Here is a 22,022-nt window from a genome sequence, read left to right as displayed (position 1 = left end):
CCCATATAAGACTTGAAATAATTCAATGTCCTATATAGAGGTAGCATATCAATGCGGGACAGCCGTTTTTTAGTTGTTGGGCGTTACGGTCAGTACAGTAATAGCGAGATAAGCCAAGGCCAGGTCGTCCATGCTCTTCAAGGCCAGGCCGGTCGCATCAAAAAAACGATCGATCCGGTACTGGAGGGTGTTGCGGTGCAGATAAAGGTCGGCTGCCGCTTTCGACAGGTTTCCTTGGTTCTGCCACATAGCCGTGATCAGTTCGTGTGTGCCCTCGACGGAACCGATCGTAGTCTGCAAGGCTTGCAGCACCGGATTTTGGGTTCCTGCTTCCGAGATGAAGTAAGGAAGCGCGATGGCGGCAAGCGTGATGATCTTGTTGCCTTTGGCGATCGTTCGGCTGGCCGCGAATATTTTCCTTTCCTCCTCGAAAAGAAGCGGCAGGCGAGCGTCGACAGGCCAACGTTGACCCAGATACAAGTCGGTCCGCAGGCTGAAGTCATCGTCCAGAACATCAAGCACCGCCGCCAACTCCTCATCGATGCAGTAAGGTTCAGGGCTGTCGAGAATGAAGACACCGCTTTTGCCGTTCAAAAAGAAGCATTCGCGGACGAGCGGTAACGTCTGGCTGAAGGAATCGAGCCACAGCGTCTGATCGAAAGATCCGGCGTCCTCTTCCCGATAGGAGAGGCTGAACTGGAGCAGTTGGGTCTGTGCCAGTCCGGTCGGAAATTCGCTCGTCTGGCCCAACAGAAACTGAGCCCAAGGATTCTTCGGAATTTCGAATGTCGTCTTGGCCTCGTTGAGCAGCAACTGCTTCAAAAGGGCTTTTTCGCGTCCGTTCAGGGTGTGTTCAGGGATATGCAGCCATTTGTTCTGGAAAGGCAACGTGAAGTAAGCGGGCCCGAGATTGGCCGCGGTCGTTATTTTGGCTTCGGGGAATAGTTGTTGGAGTTCTTTTTGATTCAAACTTTCACCTCATTTGTAGGCTGGTTGTTTTAGCTTTGAAAGGCTTTTCATCCATTTTAGCATTATTATCATTAATTTGCTAAAAAAATATGAAATATGCTATGATAAGTGAAGCAAAAGGGACGAGGTATGGGAAGATGGATGAGTTGAAGGAAGAGTATATGCGGGAAGCCATCAAGGAGGCGGAAAAGGCTGCGGCCATGGGGGAAGTGCCGATTGGAGCGGTGATTGTCTGGAAGGGTGAAATCATCGGGCGCGGGCACAATGAACGTGAAGTGACGAATGATGCGACGACGCATGCGGAAATGACGGCAATCAAGCAAGCCAATGCGTTCAAGAAGAACTGGCGGCTCGAGGAAGCGGAGCTTTATGTGACGCTTGAGCCATGCCCGATGTGCTGCGGCGCGATCCTGTTGTCGCGGATAAAAAAAGTCTATTATGGCGCATCCGACCTGAAAGGCGGGACGGCAGGCACTTTGATGAACCTGCTCCAGGATGAACGCTTTAACCATCAGAGCGAGGTCGAGAAGGGTGTCCTGGAGGAAGAATGCCGGACGCTGCTGCAGGATTTTTTCCGGGCGCTGCGCAAAGAACGCAAGGAAAACAGCCGGAAGCATCTCCGCGAGCACATGCAGGATGAAAACAAAGGCTAGCTTTTTCTTTTTGGCTATGGTATGATAAGAAATGCCGAAAGGCCTTATGGCAATGGCGATCTTATGAATTGAGTCAGATCCGGAAGGAAGCAGCTATAAGTAGGTATCGCCATGTGCTGTAAGTTATTATAACTTATACAAAGAAGCAGGAAAAACCGTCCAACGGTTCTCCTGCTTCTTTTTTGCTTCGATTTTGTTTTCTTTCGCTAAACTGGATGCTGCTGTTCCGCATCGTCAACGATGATCAAAATATTCCCTTCCTCCAATTCGGAGAAGTATCCTTGCATCTTGCGTTCCTGCTCTTCTTCCTTTTCCGGTGACAACTGTGGATAAGGCTGCTGAGGGGATGGCTCGAAAAGGGCTTCCTCATCGAAAGACGGGTAGAGCGGGGCGAGTTCTTTCCAGTCGAAGCTCTCATCGTGTCCTGTTTCGGTGATGATTTCAATGCCTGTTTCTTTTGCCAGCCGTTCCTTTTTATCCGGTGAATTGGTCACCAAAAGGAGGTCGGTATCCTTATGCCCTTTTTCAATGAGTGCTTTTACGGCTGTTTCCACAGCTTCGACGGTTGCGTATGAACCTGCCACAAATTTTGACATATCACATCAGTCCTTTCACTGTTCATGGTTTGCAGAGCTGCTTGATGAGTCGAGTAGAAAACTGTCATTCGTCGGCTTCCTTCGTAATGATGACGATGCTGCCGCTTTCGATGGCAGCGATGTGGTCCGCAAGAAAGTCCATGCCGTTGGGGAAAGTCCCGGTCTTTTTTTGGAAATATTCGTATTGCTTCAGGTTGAACAGATTGTTGACCTTTTCCAGCAACGAGTGGCTCGAAAAAATCGCACCGTCCGAACCGCGAAGATCCCAATTCTCCAATATGGCTTCTTGATAGGCGTTGTTCGTCACCAATGTGATCTGTTCCTTCTTGTAGCCCTTTTTATGCAGTTCCTCAACCGCCCGTTTGCACTCCTCAATGGAATGGAGACCGGTGTGAATGGTATATGTCATGATGACTTCCCCCTTATCAAGAGAAAAGAAAACGTTCTCTTTTGATTTGAGTATAAGCCTTTGCATCAAAAAAAACAACAATCGCACTGTCAATGCCGTTCGCGTGCCGCATTCCTTTTGGATCAGTATTGATTTTTCTTGAATACCGCCACACTGGACCATTTATCCTGGTACAGAATATGCACATTCCGGATGCGGTCGAGCGGAACCCATTCTTCGCCGATCAGGATTTCATCCTCTCCGCAATAGCCCTTGAAAAAGCCCGTGATTGCTTCCGTTTGGCGCCCGAACCGATCCTTTTGGTTCAATTGGATCGATACCCGGTGATTTTTTTTCAGGGCTTCCGCCAAGGTTACATCGATTTCAGTAGGGCTCAGTTGAGGGAGGATCGGGATGTCCTTCATGGCTTCCTCTTTTCCTGCAGAGATGGACTTCACCAGTTCATCCATGGCGTAGGCCGTTACCCATTTGATCATGCCGCGGTCGTGGTAGTCGTTGTAGTCCTCAAATACCTTATCCGTCCGTTTTCTTGGTTCGTTCAGCATTTTCTTCCCCTTCCTCCAATCCGGCCATGCCGCCTGCGTGTCCTCCCACCAATGAGCTGCGCGGGATTGCGCGGCCGCCTTCCAACAGGCTGACTGCCCGCACAAGTGAGCGGAAGCCATATTTTTTGCGGATCGAATCGACAATCAGATCCTTCTTTTGCTCGTTTACTTGTTCGTCAGGATCCTGAAACAGGTCCAGCTGCAGAAAATCCGTGTGGATCAGATTTCCGGCACCCACGCCGACGTTCCGGATCGACTGGTCTTTGTAATGCTGGTCAAAAATCATCAGGATATGGGCTACGAGCTCACTCGAGGCATTGGTGGGCGGGATTTTCAGCTGCTGATGGAAGCCGGTCCGGCCCAGCTGATCGATGTAGTTGATACTGTAGCCGATGCTCAGACTCACAAGCTGGGCCTTGGCTCCGGATTTCCGCAGGCGCGTCGCCACTTGGTCGGCCATTTCGATCAGGACGATCTCGATCTCCGAGCGCACCACATAATCCTTGTTGAGTACCTGTGAATTGCCGATGGATTTGGAGTTGACTTTGACTTTTTCCCCAAGAAAGCTGCGGTCGATCCCCCAACTGTGAGCGTACAACTGCGCGCCCATGACGCCAAGCTTGCTCTTCAAGTCATAGTAATTGGTGTGCGCCAAGTCATAGATCGAGGAGATGCCCAACTGGTTGAGCCGCAGCTGGGTCCGTTTGCCGATGCCCCAAAAATCGGTCATGTCCGGGATCTTCCAAATGGTTTCGGGAATATCCGGATAACGCCATTCCGCGATCATGTCCGGTTGGTGCTTGGCCGCGTTGTCGAGCGCCAGCTTGGCCAGCAGCGGATTATCGCCGATGCCGATTGTTGTGTAGATGCCGGTGGTCTGCAATACGTCGGCCTGGATGAGTTTGGCCATTTCGTAAGCCGAGTTTTTCCCGAAAAGTTTCTGGACACCTGTGATGTCGACGAAACTCTCGTCGACCGAATAGACATGGTGGTTGGCTTCGTCCGCATACTTTTTGTAGATGTTGTTGATTTCGGTATTTTTCTGCATGTACAACCGCATTTGCGGCGCCGCGATCACCAAACCCGGCGGATAGGGGAACGGCAAGTCCCTGGCCCGGCTAATGTTCGATATCCCGTAAGCCTTTTTGGCGGCCGGAGAGGAAGCCAGAATCAGCCCGCTGCCGCGCTCTTTCGGATCGGCTGAGGGATAGCTCATCACAACCAATTTTGTTTCGAGCGGATGCAGCCCGCGCCTGACGCATTCCACGCTCGCATAGAAGGATTTGCAGTCGATGCAAAGAATGTCGCGACTGGGTTCCTTCGCATAATCAAAAACCAATTCCGTTTCATACATAAAAACCGTCTCCAATCTCTATGTCTCTATTATACGAACGTACGTTTGTTTTTGTAAAGCGAACAGGGAAAGATATTTAAAAAGAAAGTTAGGAAAATTTTAAAGTGTCCCTCGATTTTTTATGGCGAAAAAGTTGGGAACCTTTTCATTTCATGTTTAACGGCCGTTCTGCTATAATTACCGTGTGGAAAACTATTCATAAATTTATGGATAAAAGGAGGAAAAAAGAATGGAACAATTTACGGATTCCTTGCAAGGTTTGTGGGTCTCTTTCGTCAATATCCTTCCGAATCTCCTAGGCGCTCTCTTATTGTTGGTATTAGCTTGGATTATCGCTACGCTAGTGAAAAAGGCTGTCGTGAAGGGTCTCAATGCCCTTGGATTTGATAATAGATTGGTAAAATGGGGCGTTGCACACACCGTAGAGGACTCCCACCGCGTTATTGAATCGATCGGGAAGGTCTTCTACTATCTGATTTGGCTATTCTTCATACCAGGTATTCTTTCACAGATTGGTCTCGCCAATATTGCTCTACCCATAACCAACATGTTCGATAACTTTTTGGCTTTTCTGCCTAAACTCTTCGGAGCAACCATTATCTTGGTGATTGGTTACTTCGTGGCCAAATTCGTCAAGGAACTGGTCCAAAGCTTGTTGGAATCCCTCAACGTTGACCGTTGGATTTCCAAATACACTCAGACTACCAATCAAAGTGCGCAACACGCCGCAGGTCCAACCCCTGGGCAGAAGAATACGATTGCCCGTGTTTTGGCCAATATAGCATTTGTGATTATCCTGATTCCAGTCCTGACTATGGCGCTGGAGGCGTTGCAGATCCGTTCCATCTCTGAACCCATCGTGAATGTACTGACCCAAATTTTGGCTGCCATTCCGAATATTCTGGTGGCGGTAATCCTACTGATTGTAGGTACTCTAATCGCAAAATTTGTGGCGGATCTTCTGGAAGGACTGTTGGAGAATGCTGGAATCAACCGCTTCTCCCACTACCTAAATCCTAATGGAACTTCCCGTCTCAACCTTTCACAAGTAATCGCAAAAATTGTACAGGCTGTAATCATTGTCTTCTTCACGGTAGAAGCGTTGAATGCGGTAAACCTGGAAGTGTTGAATACCATTGGTGTTGCGATCATTAGCTACCTGCCATCCGTACTGATTGGCCTCATTATCTTAGGATTGGGGATCTTCGGCGGGAATGCGCTATCTGCCTTCCTGAAGGAGTCTACCGGCAGCTCTATGTTAGGCGAGGTCGTTAAGTACATCTTATATGTCTTGGCTGTCTTCATGACGCTGGATCAACTGCAGTTTGCTTCAACGATTGTGAACACTGCATTCTTGTTCATCATTGGCGGCCTTGCCGTCGCCTTTGCACTGGCATTTGGTCTGGGAGGCAGAGAATTTGCCAAACACCAACTCCAAAAACTTGATCGCAAAATTGACCAAGAAACAGCCAAGCCTTCCGAGCCTATCGAGAAGACGGAAACGGGAGAAAAAATTGATCCACTTGGCTAACACTAAACAATATAAACTCTCTTTTCAAAAACCAGTTCCCTTTGGAGCTGGTTTTTTTCTGTCAAAGGTTCCATTCCACGCTCCCATAGAAGGATTTGCAGTCGATGGAAAGGATGTTCCGGCTGTGTTCCTTCGCATAATCAAAAATCAATTCCGTTTCGTACATAAAAATCGTCTCCAATCTCTATATCTCCATTATACGAACGTGTGTTTGGTTTTGTGAAGCGAACAGGGAAAAATATTTTGGGAAATGATAAAATACAATATGAAAAAAACAGGGAAGCTCCCAAAAAAGGAAGTTTCCCTGTTATACACGTTAAAAAAGCTAGTTCATGATCTGCGCAATCCAACTCACGCATATAAGTAAAAAAACGCTTATGCCACAAAACATACTGATCTGGTTATTCTGTTTGATTGCCCCCAATGCCATAGCCGCGCTACTTAATATCAGAAGTAGATGGACTTTATTTGAGAAAGGCAATGGTTGGCGAGGTATTACCACGAAATATAGAAGGAAGAGAAGGAATACTGCTGTATACATAAACAAGTAGATTTTTTTCATGGCCTCTCCTTTATTCATTAATAGAGTCTTCTTATCCCACGGAATATAAAGCATAAACAAACTCGACACATACGAAACATAAACAAGACTGAACAGCGACATAAAAACAGTATTAATTATTTTTGTTAAAAGTCTCTTACTGGAGTCCTGTCAGCGTCAAGTAGAATTGAACAGTTAACGCCAATTAATTTTGAACACTTTCGCTCACAAACATGCTCTGGCGATGTTTCATACGGTAGCTAGCTTCATTCTCTATTGATTTCCTATATACTCCACGCTGGAGGGCCCGCCCCAGTGGAATAGATTGCCTAAGTGCGCATATAAACCAAATGCGTTGACTAAGAGACTGATCACTCCTGCAACAAACACCAGCTTATAGAAGGTGTTTGTTGCTTTATTTCTTTTCAGGATAATTGGAGTGATAAACAAACCTAAGGGAGCAATCAAACAACTGAGAAGATTAAGCATCAGCAAGATCAATCCTTCATCCCGCTCACCATTTGCCTGGATATAGGCTAGTTTCTTTTGGGAGTCTTTAATCTTTTCTTTGTTTTCTTCTATTTTTTTTTTTAATCCTTGATTCTCTTTCAAAAGATCATCAACAGTGACTTCGTAATATTCACTCAATCGCACGAGGTTGTCCAGGTCTGGATAGCTGCTGTTGTTTTCCCATTTGGAAATGGACTGACGGCTAATATTTAGATGTTCAGCAACTGTGCTTTGCGATACGCCTTTTTTTTGGCGGGTTTCTTTCAATCGTTCTCCTAATAACATTATTTTGCACCCCTTTAGATCACTTTCCTTCATGATAGCGTAGATAGCGTTCTTTTTCTAGAAACGAATGCTTGCACATCCGCAAATACTAGTTGCTAATGGTAGGAGAGCCTATAAAGTGCGGCCATGTAAACCACTGGTTGCTTTTATATTTACCGGATTTACCTTAAGTTAGATGTATAGATAAAAATATATACCGATCAAATTTATTCAGGAAGGAGATGACATTAAGTTTTCAGTGTATTCGTTTTTGAAATTTGAAAGGATGTGAGGAGGAGAAATTATGTCACGTGTTCTATTTATCATTTTTGTTCTTACTTTCTTCTTGCTGAATTTATTTTTTCGAAGAAAATCCAAAATGACCAGAACAAGTGGCCGACTCAAAGTAGCAACACTCGAACGGAGGGGGAACATTCAAAGTGAGTTCTTTTATTATAAGTCCATAAGATTACACGATTTAACAAATGACTCCTTGCGTCAAATAGTCTTAAAAAATGCCTCTGCGTTATTCATCTATCCCGCTCAGTTCTCCAAAGTGACTCAAAAAGAGTACCGAGAGTCTTTACAAAAGATTGCCCGAGAAATACCAATAGTAGTGATTGGAGCGAAGATACTTAATTCCGATTCCTTCTGTGAAGAAATCCTGCCGGGATCGGAACTGCATGAAACCATTCAAGCTTTTTTCTATTTTCCTAATGGCGACGATTGTTTCTTCAGGACAGACGAGTCCACCTATCAAGACCAAAAAGAATTATATCAAGCAATCCTCCTCATGCATAAGACAGCTTGCTATGCTGATTGGGAAAAAAGTTTCTATGACTACTAAACGTTCTTTCCGGTAGTGCGTCAGAGCAGTTAAAGTTTTCTTGAAAAAGATGTCGTTCCAGTAAGTGAACGCTTGATTTTAGTAACGCCTACAGATCAGGTATCAAGCTTACAACAAAGCCAACAACGAAGGGAAGTTTAAAAATGAAAAAAATAGTTCTAAGTCTACTAGCCAGTAATATATTAATTAATGCTGTTTCCCCCTACTGTGGCATTTGCTTCTGAGCAATCCACAAGTGTCATTTCTGAACTCACATCTCATAATTCATCTTCTGAAGAGAAAAACTACTTGAGGCTCGAAAATGGTGATGAAATTGTAACGAAGATAGGCACAGAAAATTTAGTTGCATTCCGTATTACTGAAGATGGGGAGGAGTTTGATTTAGTTTTTAATTTTGAAAAGGGTGAGGTAACTGTTGCTGATAAGGTATATAATATGGAGGAGTACCTATCTGCAATAAACGGAGAAGGTTCTATCAAGGAAACTGTGACTCTAATTGAGCCTCTGAGATTCTCTCAATCTGAAGAATCTGCGCTTGCACCAACATTAGAAAATTCTCCTAATATTTCCATCATGGCTATACTACCCACTACAGGCTATAATCCTTTGGTAAACTATGGAACATATAGACAAATCATTATGAAAATAGGATTTGCAACTGCGGCCCTTACTGCAATAGCAGCTTTTGTATTTAAAGGAAATGCCCAACTTAGTCAAGCTTTTGTAAGTTCTGCATTGCAAAGAGCTGTAGAAGCAGGAATTATTGCAAGTACCACCGACTACTTCTTCAGTGATGTTTACTATATTAAAAGACAGGCTACCCATCCCACAGTAGTAGGAGCCGTTAAAGAAACTCGGGAACCATATACCCTTATTCAAAATACGAGGGTTTATGGATCCACTGCCACTTGGTATTTTTGGAGTGTAAATCCTTACTAAAAGTACTATTTATTTGAGAGGATGTTAAAATATGCAATTCTCCCGAAAAAAACGGAGTCGTGGTGTCATAAAGTATCTTAAAAAGAATAAGTACCTTCTCGTCATATTCATTTACTGCATTATAGCTGCTTTATTTTCTTCCCAACTCATTATTGAGTATGGCGAAAGTAAGTTTTATACAGTCTTTTTCTTAGGTGGCGTCCTGCTGATCGTTTTCCTTAAAATCGCTTCTTTGGTAACCTCGTCTGAAAATAAAAAAGAAAAGACTCGCCACAGGCATTAGTAATTTAAGGTGAATCTAGTTCGTTAAATAATAAACTGAGTTACTCTACAGATTGAGGTGGTAGAAAAATAAGCTGTCCATTATATACAAACGGTAAAATTCTGATTATGCAGATACATAATCAGAATTTTACCGTTTTGTCTTGGGGCATAAAGTAGCTAGATACAGTCAGAACTCAAAAATATTGAAGATCACTTTTGGCGCAGTGTTGCTTATCTTGAGTGTGTACAGTCTGTGGACAGAAGATTTTACTTACCAAGACATCATGTTATTCTTTTTGGGATTGTTCATGAGCGTACTCGGCGTTGAGGAATCAAAAAAGAAAGAGGGCCGGCGCTGGAATCTCTATGTTTTTACAGCAATCTTTCTATTCGCAACGCTATTGATGCAATATATGTGATGGTTTTATTGGGTTGATGCGAATGCGCAGTGTGAGCAGGGTTGCCTATTTTTCATTTAACAGGCATTCTTTTGTTAGTTAATTAACTCAACCAATTTGCGGAAGGAATGAAGTACTAAGGAGTAAGGGGCTATGGCTGAATTTTTGGATGCTGGGGGGACGTTATTAAACGCACTAGCTATTATCGCTATTCTAGGTTGGATCATCCGCTACTTCTTCAAAAAGAGATAGCGGTCTACAAGTCGATGTGCAATTTTTCTGAAGGTCTCACTATAGAAATAATAAATTATTTGTTACAATCGTATCATACATAAATTATTTTAAAAAACATATTTATATTTCATGAGAGAGAAGGCGTGTTATGAATGCCAAGAAATACAACCTTCGAAAGGAAATAAAAATGAAGCTTTTCTTGAAAGGGTTGATCAGAGGAACTCTTCCATTTGCTGTTATGTTGTCAATGTATGCATGGAATAATTTTCAGGGAAGAGCAGCCGATGCGAAGGTTTTTCTTTTTTATGGATTTATGGCTTTGTTTTTGGGACTGGCAAGCATCATATACGAAATAAAGCAGTGGAGTTTCCGCAAGCAGATTATTGTTCATTACCTGACGATGATCGTCACGGTTTTTCTATTGCTCTTACTGAGTGGCTATTATAAGACTGGCTCTTTCAGCGCTATTTTCCAGGTGTTTCTGCAGTTCAACAAGGTTGGTGTCATTCTCTTTGTAACGACAGCTATCATTTCCAAAGTACGCAACAGCCTTATGAATTTGAAGCAAACGGATCTCTAAAACGGAACCTTTGTATTTGAAAGAAAGCAGGTGGATGGATGAGTACGCGAGACAATCAGAAAAAGTACGATGACAAAAGCAATGTGGACAGTTCCATTTACTCCAGAATCAATATTGGACAAGGGGCAAACAACAAGTTTGATGGCCCGAACCTTACTCATTCGGGAGGGAGTATGAACAATCCTGATGAGCAGGTGCATCAAAGGAGCAGCTCCCTAACTACGGTCCTCTATTACGTGGTCGGCAGTGTCATCTCTGCCGCGACAGTATTTGCAGGGATGCAGATTTTTCACGATTACTTCTATGGCGAGGGTCTCAACAAGCTACTCCCTTCTCTGCTGTTACTACTCGGATCTTTGGCTATAGGATTTTTCTGTTCAAAATTGATTATGAAAAAATTTGTGCAATTCAAAAAGAAATAATCCATTAAAACTTCTTATTTTTATCAACAATAGATATTCTAAACAGATAGGATGGTGTTGGGAAATGATGAAAAAGCCAATGGTAACAACCTTATTTTTCCTTTCAAGTCTTCTAGTATTGAGTGGGTGTGGCGGTTCCACTTCCACCACGAGTGTCGTGAAGTCAATCGGGAATGCGGTTCAGAAGAACGCGGAACTGGACAATGCCCGTTTTGAGACGCGATACTTCATGGATAGTGACGCTGAGCCATTCGACCAAAGCTCGGAAGGGGCCTTCGTGAAAAACGCGGAGTCTGATTATGAGTGGTATCAGAAGACTTCCTTCGATGAAACGAATACTACGGAAATAGCTCAGATAGGCGGAAAGCAGTATCAGAAAATCAGTGTGCCCGGTCAATCGGAAACGCAATGGGTGGAGGTTTCATCAACTGGCTTTGCTTTGCAAGAACTTCTGCGCTCGCTCTTTGAGAATGAGATAGTGGAAGCGGAAATTGCGGAGAGCCAAGTTGAGGAAACAGGAGGCCGCAAGGAATATACCCTCACCATGAACGACGCCTATGCCGAGAGGATAAAAGCGAAAAATGTGGAAGTGATCCAGCAGAACATCGACGAATTGAAACAGAACGACGAAGAAGCGCTGGTCATCGAGGGAATAGAAGCCCATCTCCAGGAAATAGAGGAGACAGACTACCAAGACATCACCATCACCTATGAAATCAATGAGGAAGGTTTCCTGACGGCTGTCCACTTCGAATCTACTGTGGTGCCTCCGGCTGAGGAGGCCTACACCATGGTCAGCAGTTTCTCCCTTACGGAATACAATCTGGATGATACAGGAGACCTGTTGCCTCAGATCGCAGAGTAAGGGAATCCGGGGAAATAATTAACATTCCATAAATAAGCTATGTCGTTGGAGAAAAAAACGTTCCGTCTATCGACGGCGGCTATGTAAAAGGCGGTCATGATTGATTTACTGGGTCACATTCTTTCAAAACATTCATCGAAAAGTTTGTCGGAAATAACTTACTTCCGTTAACAAATCAAAAAAGCAAGCACCTACCAAAGGCGCTTGCTTTTTTGATTTGAGATGAACCCTACTGGCATTCTTTAATCTTGATAATAAGTGGTTGTCATTTCCATAAATTTCTTAGCTGTCTTCGATAGATAGTTTTTTTTGTTTACTATAAAATCAAAATTTCTGACCATCAAGGGAGAATCTATTTTGAAATAAAGAGCATCCTTATCAAGATTTTGGCTGATTATATGTTCAGATACAAGCGTTGCGCCCAGACCATTAGTAGAGAGGTGATAGGCAGTCACCATCTGCTGTACTTCTAAGGTGACGTTGGGTGAGATATTATGTTGCTGAAATAATTCCATGAGTCGTGTATGTAAATTGTTCCCTGGTGTTAAGGATATTATAGGAATCTGATTTAGGTAAGAAAAATCGAGATAAGGAAAATCATTGTCAAAAAATGCACCTGCTATTACTTGGTCTTTGTTCAGTCCTATTTGGGGAATACCATGTTCCTCTATCATCGCTTTAGGAATTGAAAGGAGCAGGTTGTCCCGGAACGCGATTCCTTCTGATGTTAGCGGATCCCCATATTCATCGCATTTTAGTGTTAAGTCGATGGAACCGTTCAACAGTTTTTTGGATAACTTATTGGAACCACATTCAACAAGCTTAAGATTTATTGATGGAAAGCTTTTGATGAATTCCAATATTATCGGTGCCAGAATATAGGATGATAGGTATTGCGTCGCGCCAATGACAAGTGTTCCTCTCTTCAGATCGCTCAAATCATTTATCTGCTCTTGGAGCTCATTTTCAAGTTGCATTATTTCGAAATACTTTTGGATGTATATTTTTCCTGCAGGTGTCAGCTGAAGTGGGCGTTTGCTTCGGTCAAAAACAGTTTCCCCTAATCGTGCCTCGACGCGTTGAACGGCCATGCTGAGCGCTGATTGCGTCATGAATAGTTTGTCGGCAGCCTTTGAGAAGTTCTTTTCTTTGTAAATGGTATAGATGTATTTCATTTCTTGTTCCATAGCAGTTTATCCACCCACTTCTGATTTTTTCAAGATCAAGCCTCTATCATAGTAGTATATTTTAGGCCGCTTTCCAAGTCAATTTGAACAGCAGGTACTATAAATTCTATTGATAGTAATATCAATAATTAGAAATATTATTAATGGCATAGCTGATATATAATCAATTCAAGGTTCGGAACTGAGTACTTGTTTAACTTAAAACAAAATAATTCTTTCGCTGTCACCGCAGTATGTTTTGTCGTAAGTAGGGTTCTGCTGCCAAAGTTTTATCCGTTTTATCAAACCAAAAATATTTAATTAGGAGAGAAGAAAATGACAAGAGTAATTGACACAAGTGAACTGATCCCGGTCATTGCAGATTTATGTAAAAAAGCATGCTATGAATTAGGAGATAATTTTGTGTGCGCATTAAAGAAAGCGCTTGTAAAAGAGGAGTCGCCTTACGGAAGAGATACAATCAGTTTGCTGATCGACAATGCCGAATACGCAAAAAGGGAACAGATTGCTTGTTGCCATGACACGGGTACCACCGTTGTTATTATGGATATTGGCCAGGAAGTAGCTTGGACAGGTATGCCATTGGGCGAGGCTGTAAATGCCGGTGTACGAAAAGGGTATGAAGAAGGTTATTTACGGAAATCGATGGTGCGTGATCCGCTTGCGCGTGTGAATACAGGAGACAACACTCCTTGTGTATTCCATCCTGAAATTGTTCCTGGTGACAAAGTGAAAATTACTGTGATGCCAAAAGGCGGCGGCAGTGAAAATATGGGAGCCTTCACTACATTGGTACCTGCGCAAGGTGAACAAGGCGTTAAAGACTTTATTGTTAAAGTAGTTGAAGCCGCCGGAGGAAAAGCCTGCCCGCCTATGATTGTAGGAGTAGGAGTGGGTGGCACGATGGATAAATGTACTTGGCTTGCTAAGAAAGCGCTCTTAAGACCTATCGGAGAGAGAAGCGAAACGCCTCACTATGCAAGAATGGAAGACGAGCTTATGGAAAGAATCAACGATTTGGGAATCGGTCCATTAGGAATGGGTGGTCGGATGACAGCTTTGGATGTCCATATTGAGTACTTCCCATGCCATATCACATCACTGCCAGTTGCCGTAAACCTACAATGCCATGCAGCTAGATGCGCTGAAGCGGAAATCTGAGAGGAGAACAAATGAATACAATCATTCAAATGCACACGCCATTAACAAAAGAAGATATCAAAGAGCTGAATGTGGGAGATGTAATTGAGTTAACAGGTACAATCTTTACGGCTCGGGATGCTGCTCACAAAAGAATGCAAACCGCTTGGGAAACAGGTGCTGAGCAACCGATCGATTTTAAGGACCAATTGATTTTTTATGCAGGCCCTTGCCCTACGAAACCTGGTCGAACAATGGGCTCCATTGCGCCAACTACAAGTATGAGAATGGACAGCTTTGTGGAAATGACTTTTCAGTTAGGCATGTTAGGCATGATCGGAAAAGGAGATCGCTCTGACTTTGTCCCTGAGCTGTGCAAGAAGTATGGTGGCGTGTACCTACTGAGTATCGGTGGGGCGTCAGCGATGATTTCTGATCAAGTCAAAACATGTGATGTAGTAGCTTATGATGATCTGGGAACAGAATCAATCAAACGATTGAAGGTTGAAAAATTACGCCTGATTGTGGGTATTGATACCAAAGGACGCGTATTCCAAACAGAGCAGGTTGCTCAGTACAAGAGATAACATATTTCCAAAAGTACTTCGCTCAGTGGCAAAATATAACCAAAGTTTAGAATTTTACTTTAGATCGAGTTGTTCCTCTTAATCTGATAAATGCGTCTATTTTTAAGAGGAGCTGATTTCGATCGAACAAAGTTAAAAAAATAGTGAAATTCGATTCAATGAATTATTATCAAGAATAAATTTTCCCGCTATATTTAAATATAATTAGTAAAGGAAGTGTAAGTAATGGCAAAAGCAGTAAGTAAGATACGCAGTATGACCCTGTTCTCTAAAATCATGATAGGTTTTGCGCTCGGGATTACCATCGGGGCCATAATGGGGGAAAAAGCCTCAATATTTGCTGTCCTCGGCTCTATTCTCATCCGATTATTACAAGTCGTTGTTGTCCCACTCGTCTTTTCTCTAATGGTTGTAGCGATTGCGGACATCGATGATATGCAGCAGTTTGGTAAAATCGCACTCAAAACCGTAGGAACTTATGTTGTCTTTACATTTGTTGCAACGGCCCTAGGTCTTGGAATGGGTTTTCTGTTTCAAGTTGGGCAAGGCGCTAACATCGATACGTCTACTGCTGTCATTCAGGACCCTGTGGTATTGTCGGTTAGTGATACCATTCTGAGTTTTATCCCAAGCAATATAGTCCAAGCGATGACTGAAGGTAATTTAATACAAGTCATTTTCTTTGCAGTCATTTTCGGGTTCTCGTTGCTGGCGATCGGTGAAAAAGGTGCACCGATGTTACTGCTGTGCAAGTCTTTAGCTGAAACCATGAAGAAGTTTGTCAATATTGTATTAGCTTTCACTCCTATCGGCGTATTTGGTTTGATGGCTAATGTCATTGGTACAAGCGGGCTTTCAATCATCTGGCCTTATTTGAAGACGATTGGTGCCGTATATACAGCAGCCAGCATTCAAACGATTGTTGTCCATGGCATTATCGTGTGTGGGTTCATCTGCAGGGTTCCCCTCAAACGATTCTTGCAATCGTCGAAAGAGTCTATGGCATTCGCCTTTTCAACGACATCAAGTGTGGCGACAATTCCCCTCGCATTAAAGGCAGTAAAGAAACTTGGTGTTTCAGATCGGATCGGGAATTTTATCATTACGATTGGATCTAACATGAGTATGGACGGAATTGCAATTTACGAAGGTGTGGCGATTGTTTTTGCAGCGCAACTCTTTGGCGTTGAATTCACATTGATGGAATACTTCCGCATTATGCTTATAGCAACCATTACGTCAATGGGCTTGGCGGGTGTGCCTGGTTCAGGTCTGATTGCGATATCCGTTGTATTACAGACGGCCGGTTTACCGTTGGAAACAGTAGGCTTGTTAGCCGGTGTTGACCGAATTCTGAACATGGGCCGTATCATTCCTAACGTTACTGCAGATATTTGCACTTCCGTATTAGTAGCTAAATCTGAAGGGGAACTTGAATTGGATCCTCGGAGACTAGCTCAAGCTGAATTTTAATATTACACTAGCGAGTTGATTCTGACTCGCTATTATATTTATCCTTGATTTTTTTAAAAATACGGTTGGCCTATAATCGTTATGAAGTATCAGGGCATACGAAAAAAGTAAGGAGGGAAATATGGGATTATTTGATTTTTTTCGCAAAAAAACCAGTTATCCAGCAGAACGCCAGCAACCGGAAGAAAGCCCAGTTTTACAAGCGCATACGGGAAGCGACGGAAGCATGGTTCGTCGAGCAGAAGTTGATTTTACAAGGACAATCTCCGATAAGGAAAGAGAAGTAGCTGCTGTAGTAACAGCTGCCATACTGTCTGGCAGCAACGACAGTGCCCATATGCGGGTGAGAAAGGTAACGGGGATCGATACGGACAAGGAAATAGCCGCAGCAATTGTTGCGGCTATTGCAGCACATGATAAATTTGAAAACTCTTTTCGCCTGCACAGCATTACACGTGTGAAGTAAAGAAAAACATCAAGAAAGAAGGAAGATGGCATGTTAAGGAAATTCCGCATCAAAATCAATGAAAAAGAATACATGGTGGAAATGGAAGAGTTCGGTGCGCCGGCTGTAGCCGCGGCATCGGCTCAAACAGCACCCGTGCAAGCCGCGCCAGTCGCAGCACCTGTAGCTGTTCCAGCGGCTCCTGCACCGGTTACCGGAAGTGGAGAAGGCGACCCGATCACGGCGCCGATGCCCGGGAAAATCATGGACATCAAAGTGAACGTCGGCGATGTCGTGGCAGAAAATCAAGTGCTTGCCGTATTGGAAGCCATGAAACTGGAAAATGAAATCGTTGCGCCAAGAGCAGGCACCATCACGGCTGTCATTGCCACAAAAGGAGCACCGATCGACGTCGGACAAACAATCGTAATCATTCAATAAAAACAACGTTTGGAGGGAAATAAAAATTGGAACAAATTGTTGCAGGAATCTTATCCGTCACGCCCGGCCAACTGATCATGATGGTCATCGGCAGTGTGCTGATGTATCTGGGGATCAAGAAAGAATATGAACCGACTTTGTTGGTACCGATGGGATTGGGAACGATCCTCGTCAACTTCCCGGGGACCGGCGTCTTGACGCAGATGATCAACGGAAGCGAAGCGGAAGGCGTCCTCGATGTCCTTTTCGAAGCCGGTATCAGCACCGAGCTGTTCCCTTTATTGATCTTTATCGGCATCGGGGCCATGATCGACTTCGGCCCGCTCCTACAGAACCCATTCATGCTATTATTCGGCGCTGCTGCCCAATTCGGGATCTTCTTCACGATTGCGGTAGCCGTATTTTTCGGATTCGACATCAGGGAAGCCGCATCGATCGGCATCATCGGCGCTGCCGATGGCCCGACAGCCATTTTCGTATCCAACCAACTGGCACCGAGTCTGTTGGGGCCGATCACCGTCGCCGCTTATTCGTACATGGCCTTGGTGCCGATCATCCAACCGATCGCCATCAAAGCCGTCACAACCAAAGCGGAACGCCGCATCCGCATGACGTACAAAGCGGAAGGCGTTTCGCGCATGACCAAGATCCTGTTCCCGATCATCATCACGCTGATCTCAGGTTTCATCGCACCGATTTCCTTGCCGCTGGTCGGATTCCTGATGTTCGGTAACCTGCTGCGCGAATGTGGCGTCTTGGACCGTCTGTCCCAGACAGCCCAGAACGAATTGGTGAACATCATCAGCATCCTCTTGGGTCTGACGATTTCCGTCAAGATGCAAGCCGAATTGTTCCTGAACTTGCAGACGTTGATGATCATCGCTTTCGGTCTTGTCGCTTTCATCATGGATACGATCGGCGGGGTATTGTTCGCGAAACTGCTGAACCTGTTCCGCACGCAAAAAGTCAATCCGATGATCGGTGCCGCCGGCATTTCGGCGTTCCCGATGTCCAGCCGGGTCATCCAAAAGATGGCGACGGAGGAAGATCCGCAGAACTTCGTATTGATGTATGCGGTGGGCGCGAACGTCTCCGGACAGATCGCATCCGTTATCGCAGGCGGACTGTTGTTGGGCTTCTTCAGCTAACCTATTATTCTTTTGAAAGGAGATTGACATGAGCACATTTGAAAATTTTCAAATCGCCCTGAAACTGATGCTTTTTGGGATGGGAGGGATCTTCCTCGTCCTCTTCCTCCTGTATGTGGTTTGTATTGTACTGATTAAACGGTTCCCGGCCGATAAATGATGGAGTTGATGAAAATGACGAAAAAAATCCGGTTTATGGAAACGGTCCTGCGGGATGGGCATCAAAGTCTCGTAGCGACCCGCATGTCGACCCCGGAGATGCTGCCGATCCTGAAGAAAATGGACGAAGCCGGCTATGATGCGCTTGAAGTCTGGGGCGGCGCGACCTTCGACGCCTGCCTGCGGTACCTGAACGAGGACCCATGGGAAAGGCTGCGCACAATCCGGAGCGAAGTGAAGAACACGAAGCTGCAGATGCTTTTGAGAGGCCAAAACTTGTTGGGCTATAAGCACTATCCCGATGATGTCGTCGAAACATTCATCCAGAAAGCGATCGAAAACGGCATCGATGTAATCCGGGTGTTCGACGCGCTGAATGATCTGAGGAATCTGAAGACATCCTTCAAAGCCATCAAAAAGTATGGTGGACACTGTCAAGGGACGATCAGTTACACGACCAGCGAAGTGCACAACAATGACTATTACCTGAAACTGGTTGCACAAATGGAGACGATGGGCGCGGATTCGATCTGCATCAAGGACATGGCGGGCATCCTGACGCCAAAGAATGTCTTCGAATTGGTCAGCGCGCTGAAGAAATCCACGGTGTTGCCGATCCATGTCCACACGCATTGCACCAGCGGCATTGCCGAAATGACCTACCTGATGGCCGCGCAAGCGGGCGCGGACGGCATCGATTGCGCCATCTCGCCGTTCTCCGGCGGAACGAGCCAACCGGCGACGGAATCGATGGCGATCGCCTTTGAGGAGATGGGTTTTGATACCGGATTGGATCTGGAAGTACTGAAGGAGATCGCGGATCATTTCCATCCGATCAAAGAAGACTTCCGCAGCAAGGGGCTGTTGAATCCGAAAGTGATGGATGTCGAGCCGAATACTTTGTTGTACCAAGTTCCCGGAGGCATGCTTTCCAACCTGCTTTCACAACTGAAAGAGGCGCATCAAGAGGATAAATATGAAGCGGTACTGAAGGAAATCCCTGCCGTAAGGAAAGACATGGGCTATCCACCGCTTGTGACGCCATTATCGCAGATGGTCGGCACACAGGCTGTCATGAACGTCGTGAGCGGGGAACGCTACAAGATGGTGCCGAAAGAAATCAAGGATTACGTCAAAGGCTCCTACGGGAAATCCCCAGCGCCGTTGTCCGAAGAAATCAAACAAAAAATCATCGGCGATGAGGAAACCTGCACGGTACGGCCGGCAGACCTGATTGAACCGGGGATGAAAGACTTCAAAAAGGAAACTGCAGAGTACGCAGACACGACGGAAGACGTGTTGACGTACGCCCTGTTCCCGAATCTGGCTGAACCGTTTCTGCGCAAAAAGAAAGATCCGTTTTACGATATACCGATCCAAAACGTATATGTTACTTTTTAACTTTATTAAGGCGTCCATTCTTTATGAAGAAGGGGCGCTTATTTTTGTTTGCGGAGCAAGAATCCAGAAGCCATCTTCCTTATTTGTAAATTAATAAACAGTCTGAACGTGTTCGTCCGGTCCGTTTGTGATAAAATCTAACGGGAACGATAAACATAGAATGCTTTGAGAAGTGAGGATATAAGATGATTGCAAAGACTGAAGAGGATTTTAACGGATTAAAAGAAATTGGCGGCATTTGTGGAGCGATCCGGGATGAAATGGTCCAATCCACCAACCCCGGCATCACTACAAAAGAGCTCGATGACATTGCCAAGGCGCTTTTTGAAAAAGCAGGGGCGGAATCGGCTCCAAAAGGGGAATACAATTTTCCTGGGTATACGTGCATCAGCGTAAATGAAGAAGTGGCGCATGGGATTCCGAGCGATCGGATCATTGAAGAAGGGGATCTTGTGAACATTGATGTTTCAGGTTCCAAAAACGGCTACTTTGCGGATACCGGCATTTCCTTTGTTGTCGGGAATGGCGATGTCGTTTTGAAGAAAATATGCGATATTGCGAAAGAGGCGTTCGATGCGGGACTTGCGAAGGTAAAACCGGGCGCGAAAACAAGCAACCTTGGAAAAGCGGTGCATAACGTGGCGAAACGGCATGGCCTGACTGTCATTAAAAATCTTACCGGCCACGGTGTTGGGCGCGCGATTCACGAAGCTCCCGATCATATTTTCAATTACTACTCACGCTGGGATGACGAAATTCTGAAAGAAGGCATGGTCATCGCCTTTGAGCCCTTTATTTCTACATTCGAAGAGGAAGTTTTCCAAGTTGAAGATGACGACTGGACCTTCTTTACAGAAGAAAGCATGGTAGCCCAATACGAACATACGATTATTGTCACGAAGGAAGGACCGATCATTACCACGCTTTAAGAACTTTGAAACTCCAATAGGGCGCGATTGCGGGACAATGACAAATACTTGTATCAGAAAAAGCACAGATTAATTTCTGTGCTTTTTTGCATGCCCTATCAGCTCTATATGATTTCATGTAATCATGCATTTGATTTTTTAAATAACAGCAAACCCACAAATATCATCGACCCACCTACATATGTCGCCAAGGTAGGGATCTCTCCCATTATGAGGAAGCCCATCAAAGCGGCCAACAAAGGGGTCACAAACATGTAATTCGTTACATCGCTTGTTTTTTGCGCCATGGTCAGTGCTTTTGACCACAACATGTACGCAAGCGCACTTGGGAAAACACCCAGAAAACCCATCACAAACAACTGCTGAAGAGGGGCGTTGCCGAATTGCACTGCCGCATCCGGTAAATACCACAGCAGAAATAGCGTTCCGGCAAAAACGCTGTAAGCAGTGGACTGCAAGGGGGAATATTTTTTCAGTAAAGAACGTTGAAGCAGATTATAGCCGCTGATGCAAAGGGCTGCGCCAAACATCCATAACATACCTGCATTCACAGAAAGAATTCCGTTCCATAATGTCAGAACCAGAATGCCGATAAATTCGATGATGATTGCGATCCATCCCAAGACCTTGATCTTTTCCTTGAATATGATCCGGGCAAACAGAGCGGTCAGGATAGGTGCGGATGCGATGACGACACTACCCGTCGCTGCTGTCAGCGATTTGGATGCTTGGTTAAAGGTGATCATATATAGCGCGAAGCCTAAAATGCCTGCTATCAGGAATTTAGGGATATCTTTTTTTTCCGGAAATCCAATTTTTGTGAAAATTCCAATTCCAATAAACAATAGGGAAGCAATCACATAACGAAGGACGCCTATCGCTTCTGCTGTATAGTAAGTCAGCGCGATTTTTGTGAGAACGAATGCCGAAGCCCACAGAACTACTGTAACAAAAGCATAAATTTGAGCCTGATTTTTTGTGTTTTGCATTTTTCCCTCGCTTTCCTGAATGTACAATTCACTCCTGGTGAAAATTCATTCATCTTCATAAACCCTTTTTTTGGTATATTTATAGGATAATTTAATTATATGAAAAGTCAATGTTTTTCAAATCGGCCAAATTTGATTAGATGAATAGAAGCTAACAGTTCTGAGCGGAGACTTTTCCTCGAAAGGGCTGATTTCATTTTTC

25 protein-coding genes and 1 other RNA gene are annotated in these 22,022 nt (G+C 44.5%); 18 read left to right on the top strand and 8 right to left on the bottom strand.

The genetic code is table 11. The features are described from left to right. Window positions 1-69 precede the first annotated feature (69 nt). Window positions 70-969, bottom strand: coding sequence for a helix-turn-helix domain-containing protein (locus C7R73_RS12465; protein WP_106450815.1), 900 nt, complete (start codon window positions 967-969; stop codon window positions 70-72). Window positions 970-1,106: 137 nt separating this feature from the next. Here C7R73_RS12465 and tadA point away from each other — a divergent pair, with 137 nt between their 5' ends. Together tadA and ffs are read left to right on the top strand one after the other, a co-directional pair. After that, complete coding sequence (gene tadA, locus C7R73_RS12460) at window positions 1,107-1,622, top strand: tRNA adenosine(34) deaminase TadA (protein ID WP_106450814.1); 516 nt, start codon at window positions 1,107-1,109, stop codon at window positions 1,620-1,622. Window positions 1,623-1,663: 41 nt separating this feature from the next. Next, window positions 1,664-1,750: signal recognition particle sRNA small type (gene ffs / locus C7R73_RS12455), an RNA gene on the top strand. 78 nt (window positions 1,751-1,828) lie between these two features. Here the strand turns inward: ffs and C7R73_RS12450 are convergent. The 4 genes from C7R73_RS12450 to C7R73_RS12435 form a co-directional block, all read right to left on the bottom strand. Then, window positions 1,829-2,218, bottom strand: coding sequence for a general stress protein (locus C7R73_RS12450; RefSeq protein ID WP_106450813.1), 390 nt, complete (start codon window positions 2,216-2,218; stop codon window positions 1,829-1,831). Between the two features lie 64 nt (window positions 2,219-2,282). Further along, window positions 2,283-2,627 (bottom strand): general stress protein, encoded by a 345-nt coding sequence (locus C7R73_RS12445; protein ID WP_106450812.1) that lies wholly within the window; start codon window positions 2,625-2,627, stop codon window positions 2,283-2,285. A gap of 122 nt (window positions 2,628-2,749) precedes the next feature. Continuing rightward, window positions 2,750-3,172 (bottom strand): hypothetical protein, encoded by a 423-nt coding sequence (locus C7R73_RS12440; RefSeq protein WP_106450811.1) that lies wholly within the window; start codon window positions 3,170-3,172, stop codon window positions 2,750-2,752. Next, the gene (locus C7R73_RS12435) at window positions 3,141-4,526 is read right to left on the bottom strand and encodes a Y-family DNA polymerase (RefSeq protein ID WP_106450810.1); all 1,386 of its coding nucleotides are present in this window, start codon (window positions 4,524-4,526) and stop codon (window positions 3,141-3,143) included. Before C7R73_RS12435 ends, C7R73_RS12440 begins: the two co-directional genes overlap by 32 nt. A 229-nt stretch (window positions 4,527-4,755) precedes the next feature. Between C7R73_RS12435 and C7R73_RS12430 the strand changes: the two genes are divergently transcribed. Beyond that, a complete protein-coding gene (locus C7R73_RS12430) occupies window positions 4,756-6,057 on the top strand; it encodes a mechanosensitive ion channel (protein WP_106450809.1) in 1,302 nt (433 codons plus the stop codon). An 814-nt stretch (window positions 6,058-6,871) separates the two neighbouring features. Here C7R73_RS12430 and C7R73_RS12420 read toward each other — a convergent pair. Beyond that, window positions 6,872-7,393 (bottom strand): helix-turn-helix domain-containing protein, encoded by a 522-nt coding sequence (locus tag C7R73_RS12420; RefSeq protein WP_106450807.1) that lies wholly within the window; start codon window positions 7,391-7,393, stop codon window positions 6,872-6,874. Between the two features lie 283 nt (window positions 7,394-7,676). On the opposite strand from C7R73_RS12420, the gene C7R73_RS12415 reads away from it, so the two are divergent. The 6 genes from C7R73_RS12415 (at window position 7,677) to C7R73_RS12385 (ending at window position 11,921) form a co-directional block, all read left to right on the top strand. Next, window positions 7,677-8,219, top strand: coding sequence for a hypothetical protein (locus C7R73_RS12415; RefSeq protein ID WP_106450806.1), 543 nt, complete (start codon window positions 7,677-7,679; stop codon window positions 8,217-8,219). 288 nt (window positions 8,220-8,507) lie between these two features. Beyond that, complete coding sequence (locus C7R73_RS12410) at window positions 8,508-9,158, top strand: hypothetical protein (protein WP_106450805.1); 651 nt, start codon at window positions 8,508-8,510, stop codon at window positions 9,156-9,158. A gap of 815 nt (window positions 9,159-9,973) precedes the next feature. Next, window positions 9,974-10,072 carry a FeoB-associated Cys-rich membrane protein gene (locus C7R73_RS13905; protein WP_192875269.1) on the top strand — a complete coding sequence of 33 codons (99 nt, stop codon included), beginning with the start codon at window positions 9,974-9,976 and terminating at the stop codon, window positions 10,070-10,072. A gap of 130 nt (window positions 10,073-10,202) precedes the next feature. Next, the gene (locus C7R73_RS12395; RefSeq protein WP_106450802.1) at window positions 10,203-10,634 is read left to right on the top strand and encodes a DUF3021 family protein; all 432 of its coding nucleotides are present in this window, start codon (window positions 10,203-10,205) and stop codon (window positions 10,632-10,634) included. 38 nt (window positions 10,635-10,672) lie between these two features. Then, window positions 10,673-11,056, top strand: coding sequence for a hypothetical protein (locus C7R73_RS12390; protein WP_106450801.1), 384 nt, complete (start codon window positions 10,673-10,675; stop codon window positions 11,054-11,056). A 64-nt stretch (window positions 11,057-11,120) separates the two neighbouring features. Further along, window positions 11,121-11,921: a hypothetical protein gene (locus tag C7R73_RS12385; RefSeq protein ID WP_106450800.1), complete on the top strand. Its 801-nt coding sequence runs from the start codon at window positions 11,121-11,123 to the stop codon at window positions 11,919-11,921. A 242-nt stretch (window positions 11,922-12,163) separates the two neighbouring features. Here C7R73_RS12385 and C7R73_RS12380 read toward each other — a convergent pair whose 3' ends face one another. Next, window positions 12,164-13,108, bottom strand: coding sequence for a LysR family transcriptional regulator (locus C7R73_RS12380; protein ID WP_106450799.1), 945 nt, complete (start codon window positions 13,106-13,108; stop codon window positions 12,164-12,166). Window positions 13,109-13,423: 315 nt separating this feature from the next. Here C7R73_RS12380 and C7R73_RS12375 point away from each other — a divergent pair, with 315 nt between their 5' ends. The 9 genes from C7R73_RS12375 to map all read left to right on the top strand — a co-directional run bounded on the left by C7R73_RS12375 (window position 13,424) and on the right by map (window position 20,831). Continuing rightward, complete coding sequence (locus C7R73_RS12375; RefSeq protein WP_106450798.1) at window positions 13,424-14,269, top strand: fumarate hydratase; 846 nt, start codon at window positions 13,424-13,426, stop codon at window positions 14,267-14,269. A gap of 11 nt (window positions 14,270-14,280) precedes the next feature. Beyond that, complete coding sequence (locus tag C7R73_RS12370) at window positions 14,281-14,835, top strand: FumA C-terminus/TtdB family hydratase beta subunit (RefSeq protein ID WP_106450797.1); 555 nt, start codon at window positions 14,281-14,283, stop codon at window positions 14,833-14,835. Between the two features lie 225 nt (window positions 14,836-15,060). Then, entirely contained in the window at window positions 15,061-16,308 is a 1,248-nt protein-coding gene (locus C7R73_RS12365) for a dicarboxylate/amino acid:cation symporter (RefSeq protein WP_239992637.1), read from the top strand. 121 nt (window positions 16,309-16,429) lie between these two features. Next, window positions 16,430-16,774, top strand: coding sequence for a hypothetical protein (locus C7R73_RS12360; protein ID WP_106450796.1), 345 nt, complete (start codon window positions 16,430-16,432; stop codon window positions 16,772-16,774). Between the two features lie 30 nt (window positions 16,775-16,804). Beyond that, on the top strand, window positions 16,805-17,194 hold the full coding sequence (locus C7R73_RS12355; protein WP_106450795.1) for a biotin/lipoyl-containing protein: 390 nt from the start codon (window positions 16,805-16,807) through the stop codon (window positions 17,192-17,194). A 77-nt stretch (window positions 17,195-17,271) separates the two neighbouring features. Then, a complete protein-coding gene (locus C7R73_RS12350; protein WP_414718272.1) occupies window positions 17,272-18,342 on the top strand; it encodes a sodium ion-translocating decarboxylase subunit beta in 1,071 nt (356 codons plus the stop codon). A gap of 28 nt (window positions 18,343-18,370) precedes the next feature. Beyond that, the gene (locus C7R73_RS13900) at window positions 18,371-18,502 is read left to right on the top strand and encodes an OadG family protein (RefSeq protein ID WP_275658101.1); all 132 of its coding nucleotides are present in this window, start codon (window positions 18,371-18,373) and stop codon (window positions 18,500-18,502) included. A gap of 14 nt (window positions 18,503-18,516) precedes the next feature. Then, the gene (locus tag C7R73_RS12345) at window positions 18,517-19,902 is read left to right on the top strand and encodes an oxaloacetate decarboxylase subunit alpha (RefSeq protein WP_106450793.1); all 1,386 of its coding nucleotides are present in this window, start codon (window positions 18,517-18,519) and stop codon (window positions 19,900-19,902) included. Between the two features lie 185 nt (window positions 19,903-20,087). Next, complete coding sequence (map, locus tag C7R73_RS12340) at window positions 20,088-20,831, top strand: type I methionyl aminopeptidase (protein ID WP_106450792.1); 744 nt, start codon at window positions 20,088-20,090, stop codon at window positions 20,829-20,831. A 122-nt stretch (window positions 20,832-20,953) separates the two neighbouring features. On the opposite strand, the gene C7R73_RS12335 is transcribed toward map, so the two are convergent. Further along, the gene (locus C7R73_RS12335) at window positions 20,954-21,820 is read right to left on the bottom strand and encodes a DMT family transporter (protein WP_153060398.1); all 867 of its coding nucleotides are present in this window, start codon (window positions 21,818-21,820) and stop codon (window positions 20,954-20,956) included. Window positions 21,821-22,022: the final 202 nt, after the last annotated feature.

The sequence above is a fragment of the Trichococcus alkaliphilus genome (assembly GCF_003008695.1).
Taxonomy (GTDB): Bacteria; Bacillota; Bacilli; order Lactobacillales; family Aerococcaceae; genus Trichococcus; species Trichococcus alkaliphilus.
This window is presented reverse-complemented; position numbering and strand designations above follow the sequence as displayed.

What these genes read in the sequence shown, in the direction of transcription:
- C7R73_RS12350 (WP_414718272.1), top strand. Translation starts at nt 17,272, where the DNA reads ATGATGGTCATCGGCAGTGTGCTGATGTATCTGGGGATCAAGAAAGAA.
- C7R73_RS12395 (WP_106450802.1), top strand. Translation starts at nt 10,203, where the DNA reads ATGAATGCCAAGAAATACAACCTTCGAAAGGAAATAAAAATGAAGCTT.
- C7R73_RS13900 (WP_275658101.1), top strand. Translation starts at nt 18,371, where the DNA reads ATGAGCACATTTGAAAATTTTCAAATCGCCCTGAAACTGATGCTTTTT.
- C7R73_RS12335 (WP_153060398.1), bottom strand. Translation starts at nt 21,820, where the DNA reads ATGCAAAACACAAAAAATCAGGCTCAAATTTATGCTTTTGTTACAGTA.
- C7R73_RS12420 (WP_106450807.1), bottom strand. Translation starts at nt 7,393, where the DNA reads ATGTTATTAGGAGAACGATTGAAAGAAACCCGCCAAAAAAAAGGCGTA.
- C7R73_RS12390 (WP_106450801.1), top strand. Translation starts at nt 10,673, where the DNA reads ATGAGTACGCGAGACAATCAGAAAAAGTACGATGACAAAAGCAATGTG.
- C7R73_RS12360 (WP_106450796.1), top strand. Translation starts at nt 16,430, where the DNA reads ATGGGATTATTTGATTTTTTTCGCAAAAAAACCAGTTATCCAGCAGAA.
- C7R73_RS12415 (WP_106450806.1), top strand. Translation starts at nt 7,677, where the DNA reads ATGTCACGTGTTCTATTTATCATTTTTGTTCTTACTTTCTTCTTGCTG.
- C7R73_RS12445 (WP_106450812.1), bottom strand. Translation starts at nt 2,627, where the DNA reads ATGACATATACCATTCACACCGGTCTCCATTCCATTGAGGAGTGCAAA.
- C7R73_RS12450 (WP_106450813.1), bottom strand. Translation starts at nt 2,218, where the DNA reads ATGTCAAAATTTGTGGCAGGTTCATACGCAACCGTCGAAGCTGTGGAA.
- C7R73_RS12345 (WP_106450793.1), top strand. Translation starts at nt 18,517, where the DNA reads ATGACGAAAAAAATCCGGTTTATGGAAACGGTCCTGCGGGATGGGCAT.
- C7R73_RS12380 (WP_106450799.1), bottom strand. Translation starts at nt 13,108, where the DNA reads ATGGAACAAGAAATGAAATACATCTATACCATTTACAAAGAAAAGAAC.
- C7R73_RS12355 (WP_106450795.1), top strand. Translation starts at nt 16,805, where the DNA reads ATGTTAAGGAAATTCCGCATCAAAATCAATGAAAAAGAATACATGGTG.
- C7R73_RS12375 (WP_106450798.1), top strand. Translation starts at nt 13,424, where the DNA reads ATGACAAGAGTAATTGACACAAGTGAACTGATCCCGGTCATTGCAGAT.
- C7R73_RS13905 (WP_192875269.1), top strand. Translation starts at nt 9,974, where the DNA reads ATGGCTGAATTTTTGGATGCTGGGGGGACGTTATTAAACGCACTAGCT.
- C7R73_RS12435 (WP_106450810.1), bottom strand. Translation starts at nt 4,526, where the DNA reads ATGTATGAAACGGAATTGGTTTTTGATTATGCGAAGGAACCCAGTCGC.
- C7R73_RS12440 (WP_106450811.1), bottom strand. Translation starts at nt 3,172, where the DNA reads ATGCTGAACGAACCAAGAAAACGGACGGATAAGGTATTTGAGGACTAC.
- C7R73_RS12365 (WP_239992637.1), top strand. Translation starts at nt 15,061, where the DNA reads ATGGCAAAAGCAGTAAGTAAGATACGCAGTATGACCCTGTTCTCTAAA.
- tadA (WP_106450814.1), top strand. Translation starts at nt 1,107, where the DNA reads ATGGATGAGTTGAAGGAAGAGTATATGCGGGAAGCCATCAAGGAGGCG.
- C7R73_RS12430 (WP_106450809.1), top strand. Translation starts at nt 4,756, where the DNA reads ATGGAACAATTTACGGATTCCTTGCAAGGTTTGTGGGTCTCTTTCGTC.
- C7R73_RS12370 (WP_106450797.1), top strand. Translation starts at nt 14,281, where the DNA reads ATGAATACAATCATTCAAATGCACACGCCATTAACAAAAGAAGATATC.
- C7R73_RS12385 (WP_106450800.1), top strand. Translation starts at nt 11,121, where the DNA reads ATGATGAAAAAGCCAATGGTAACAACCTTATTTTTCCTTTCAAGTCTT.
- map (WP_106450792.1), top strand. Translation starts at nt 20,088, where the DNA reads ATGATTGCAAAGACTGAAGAGGATTTTAACGGATTAAAAGAAATTGGC.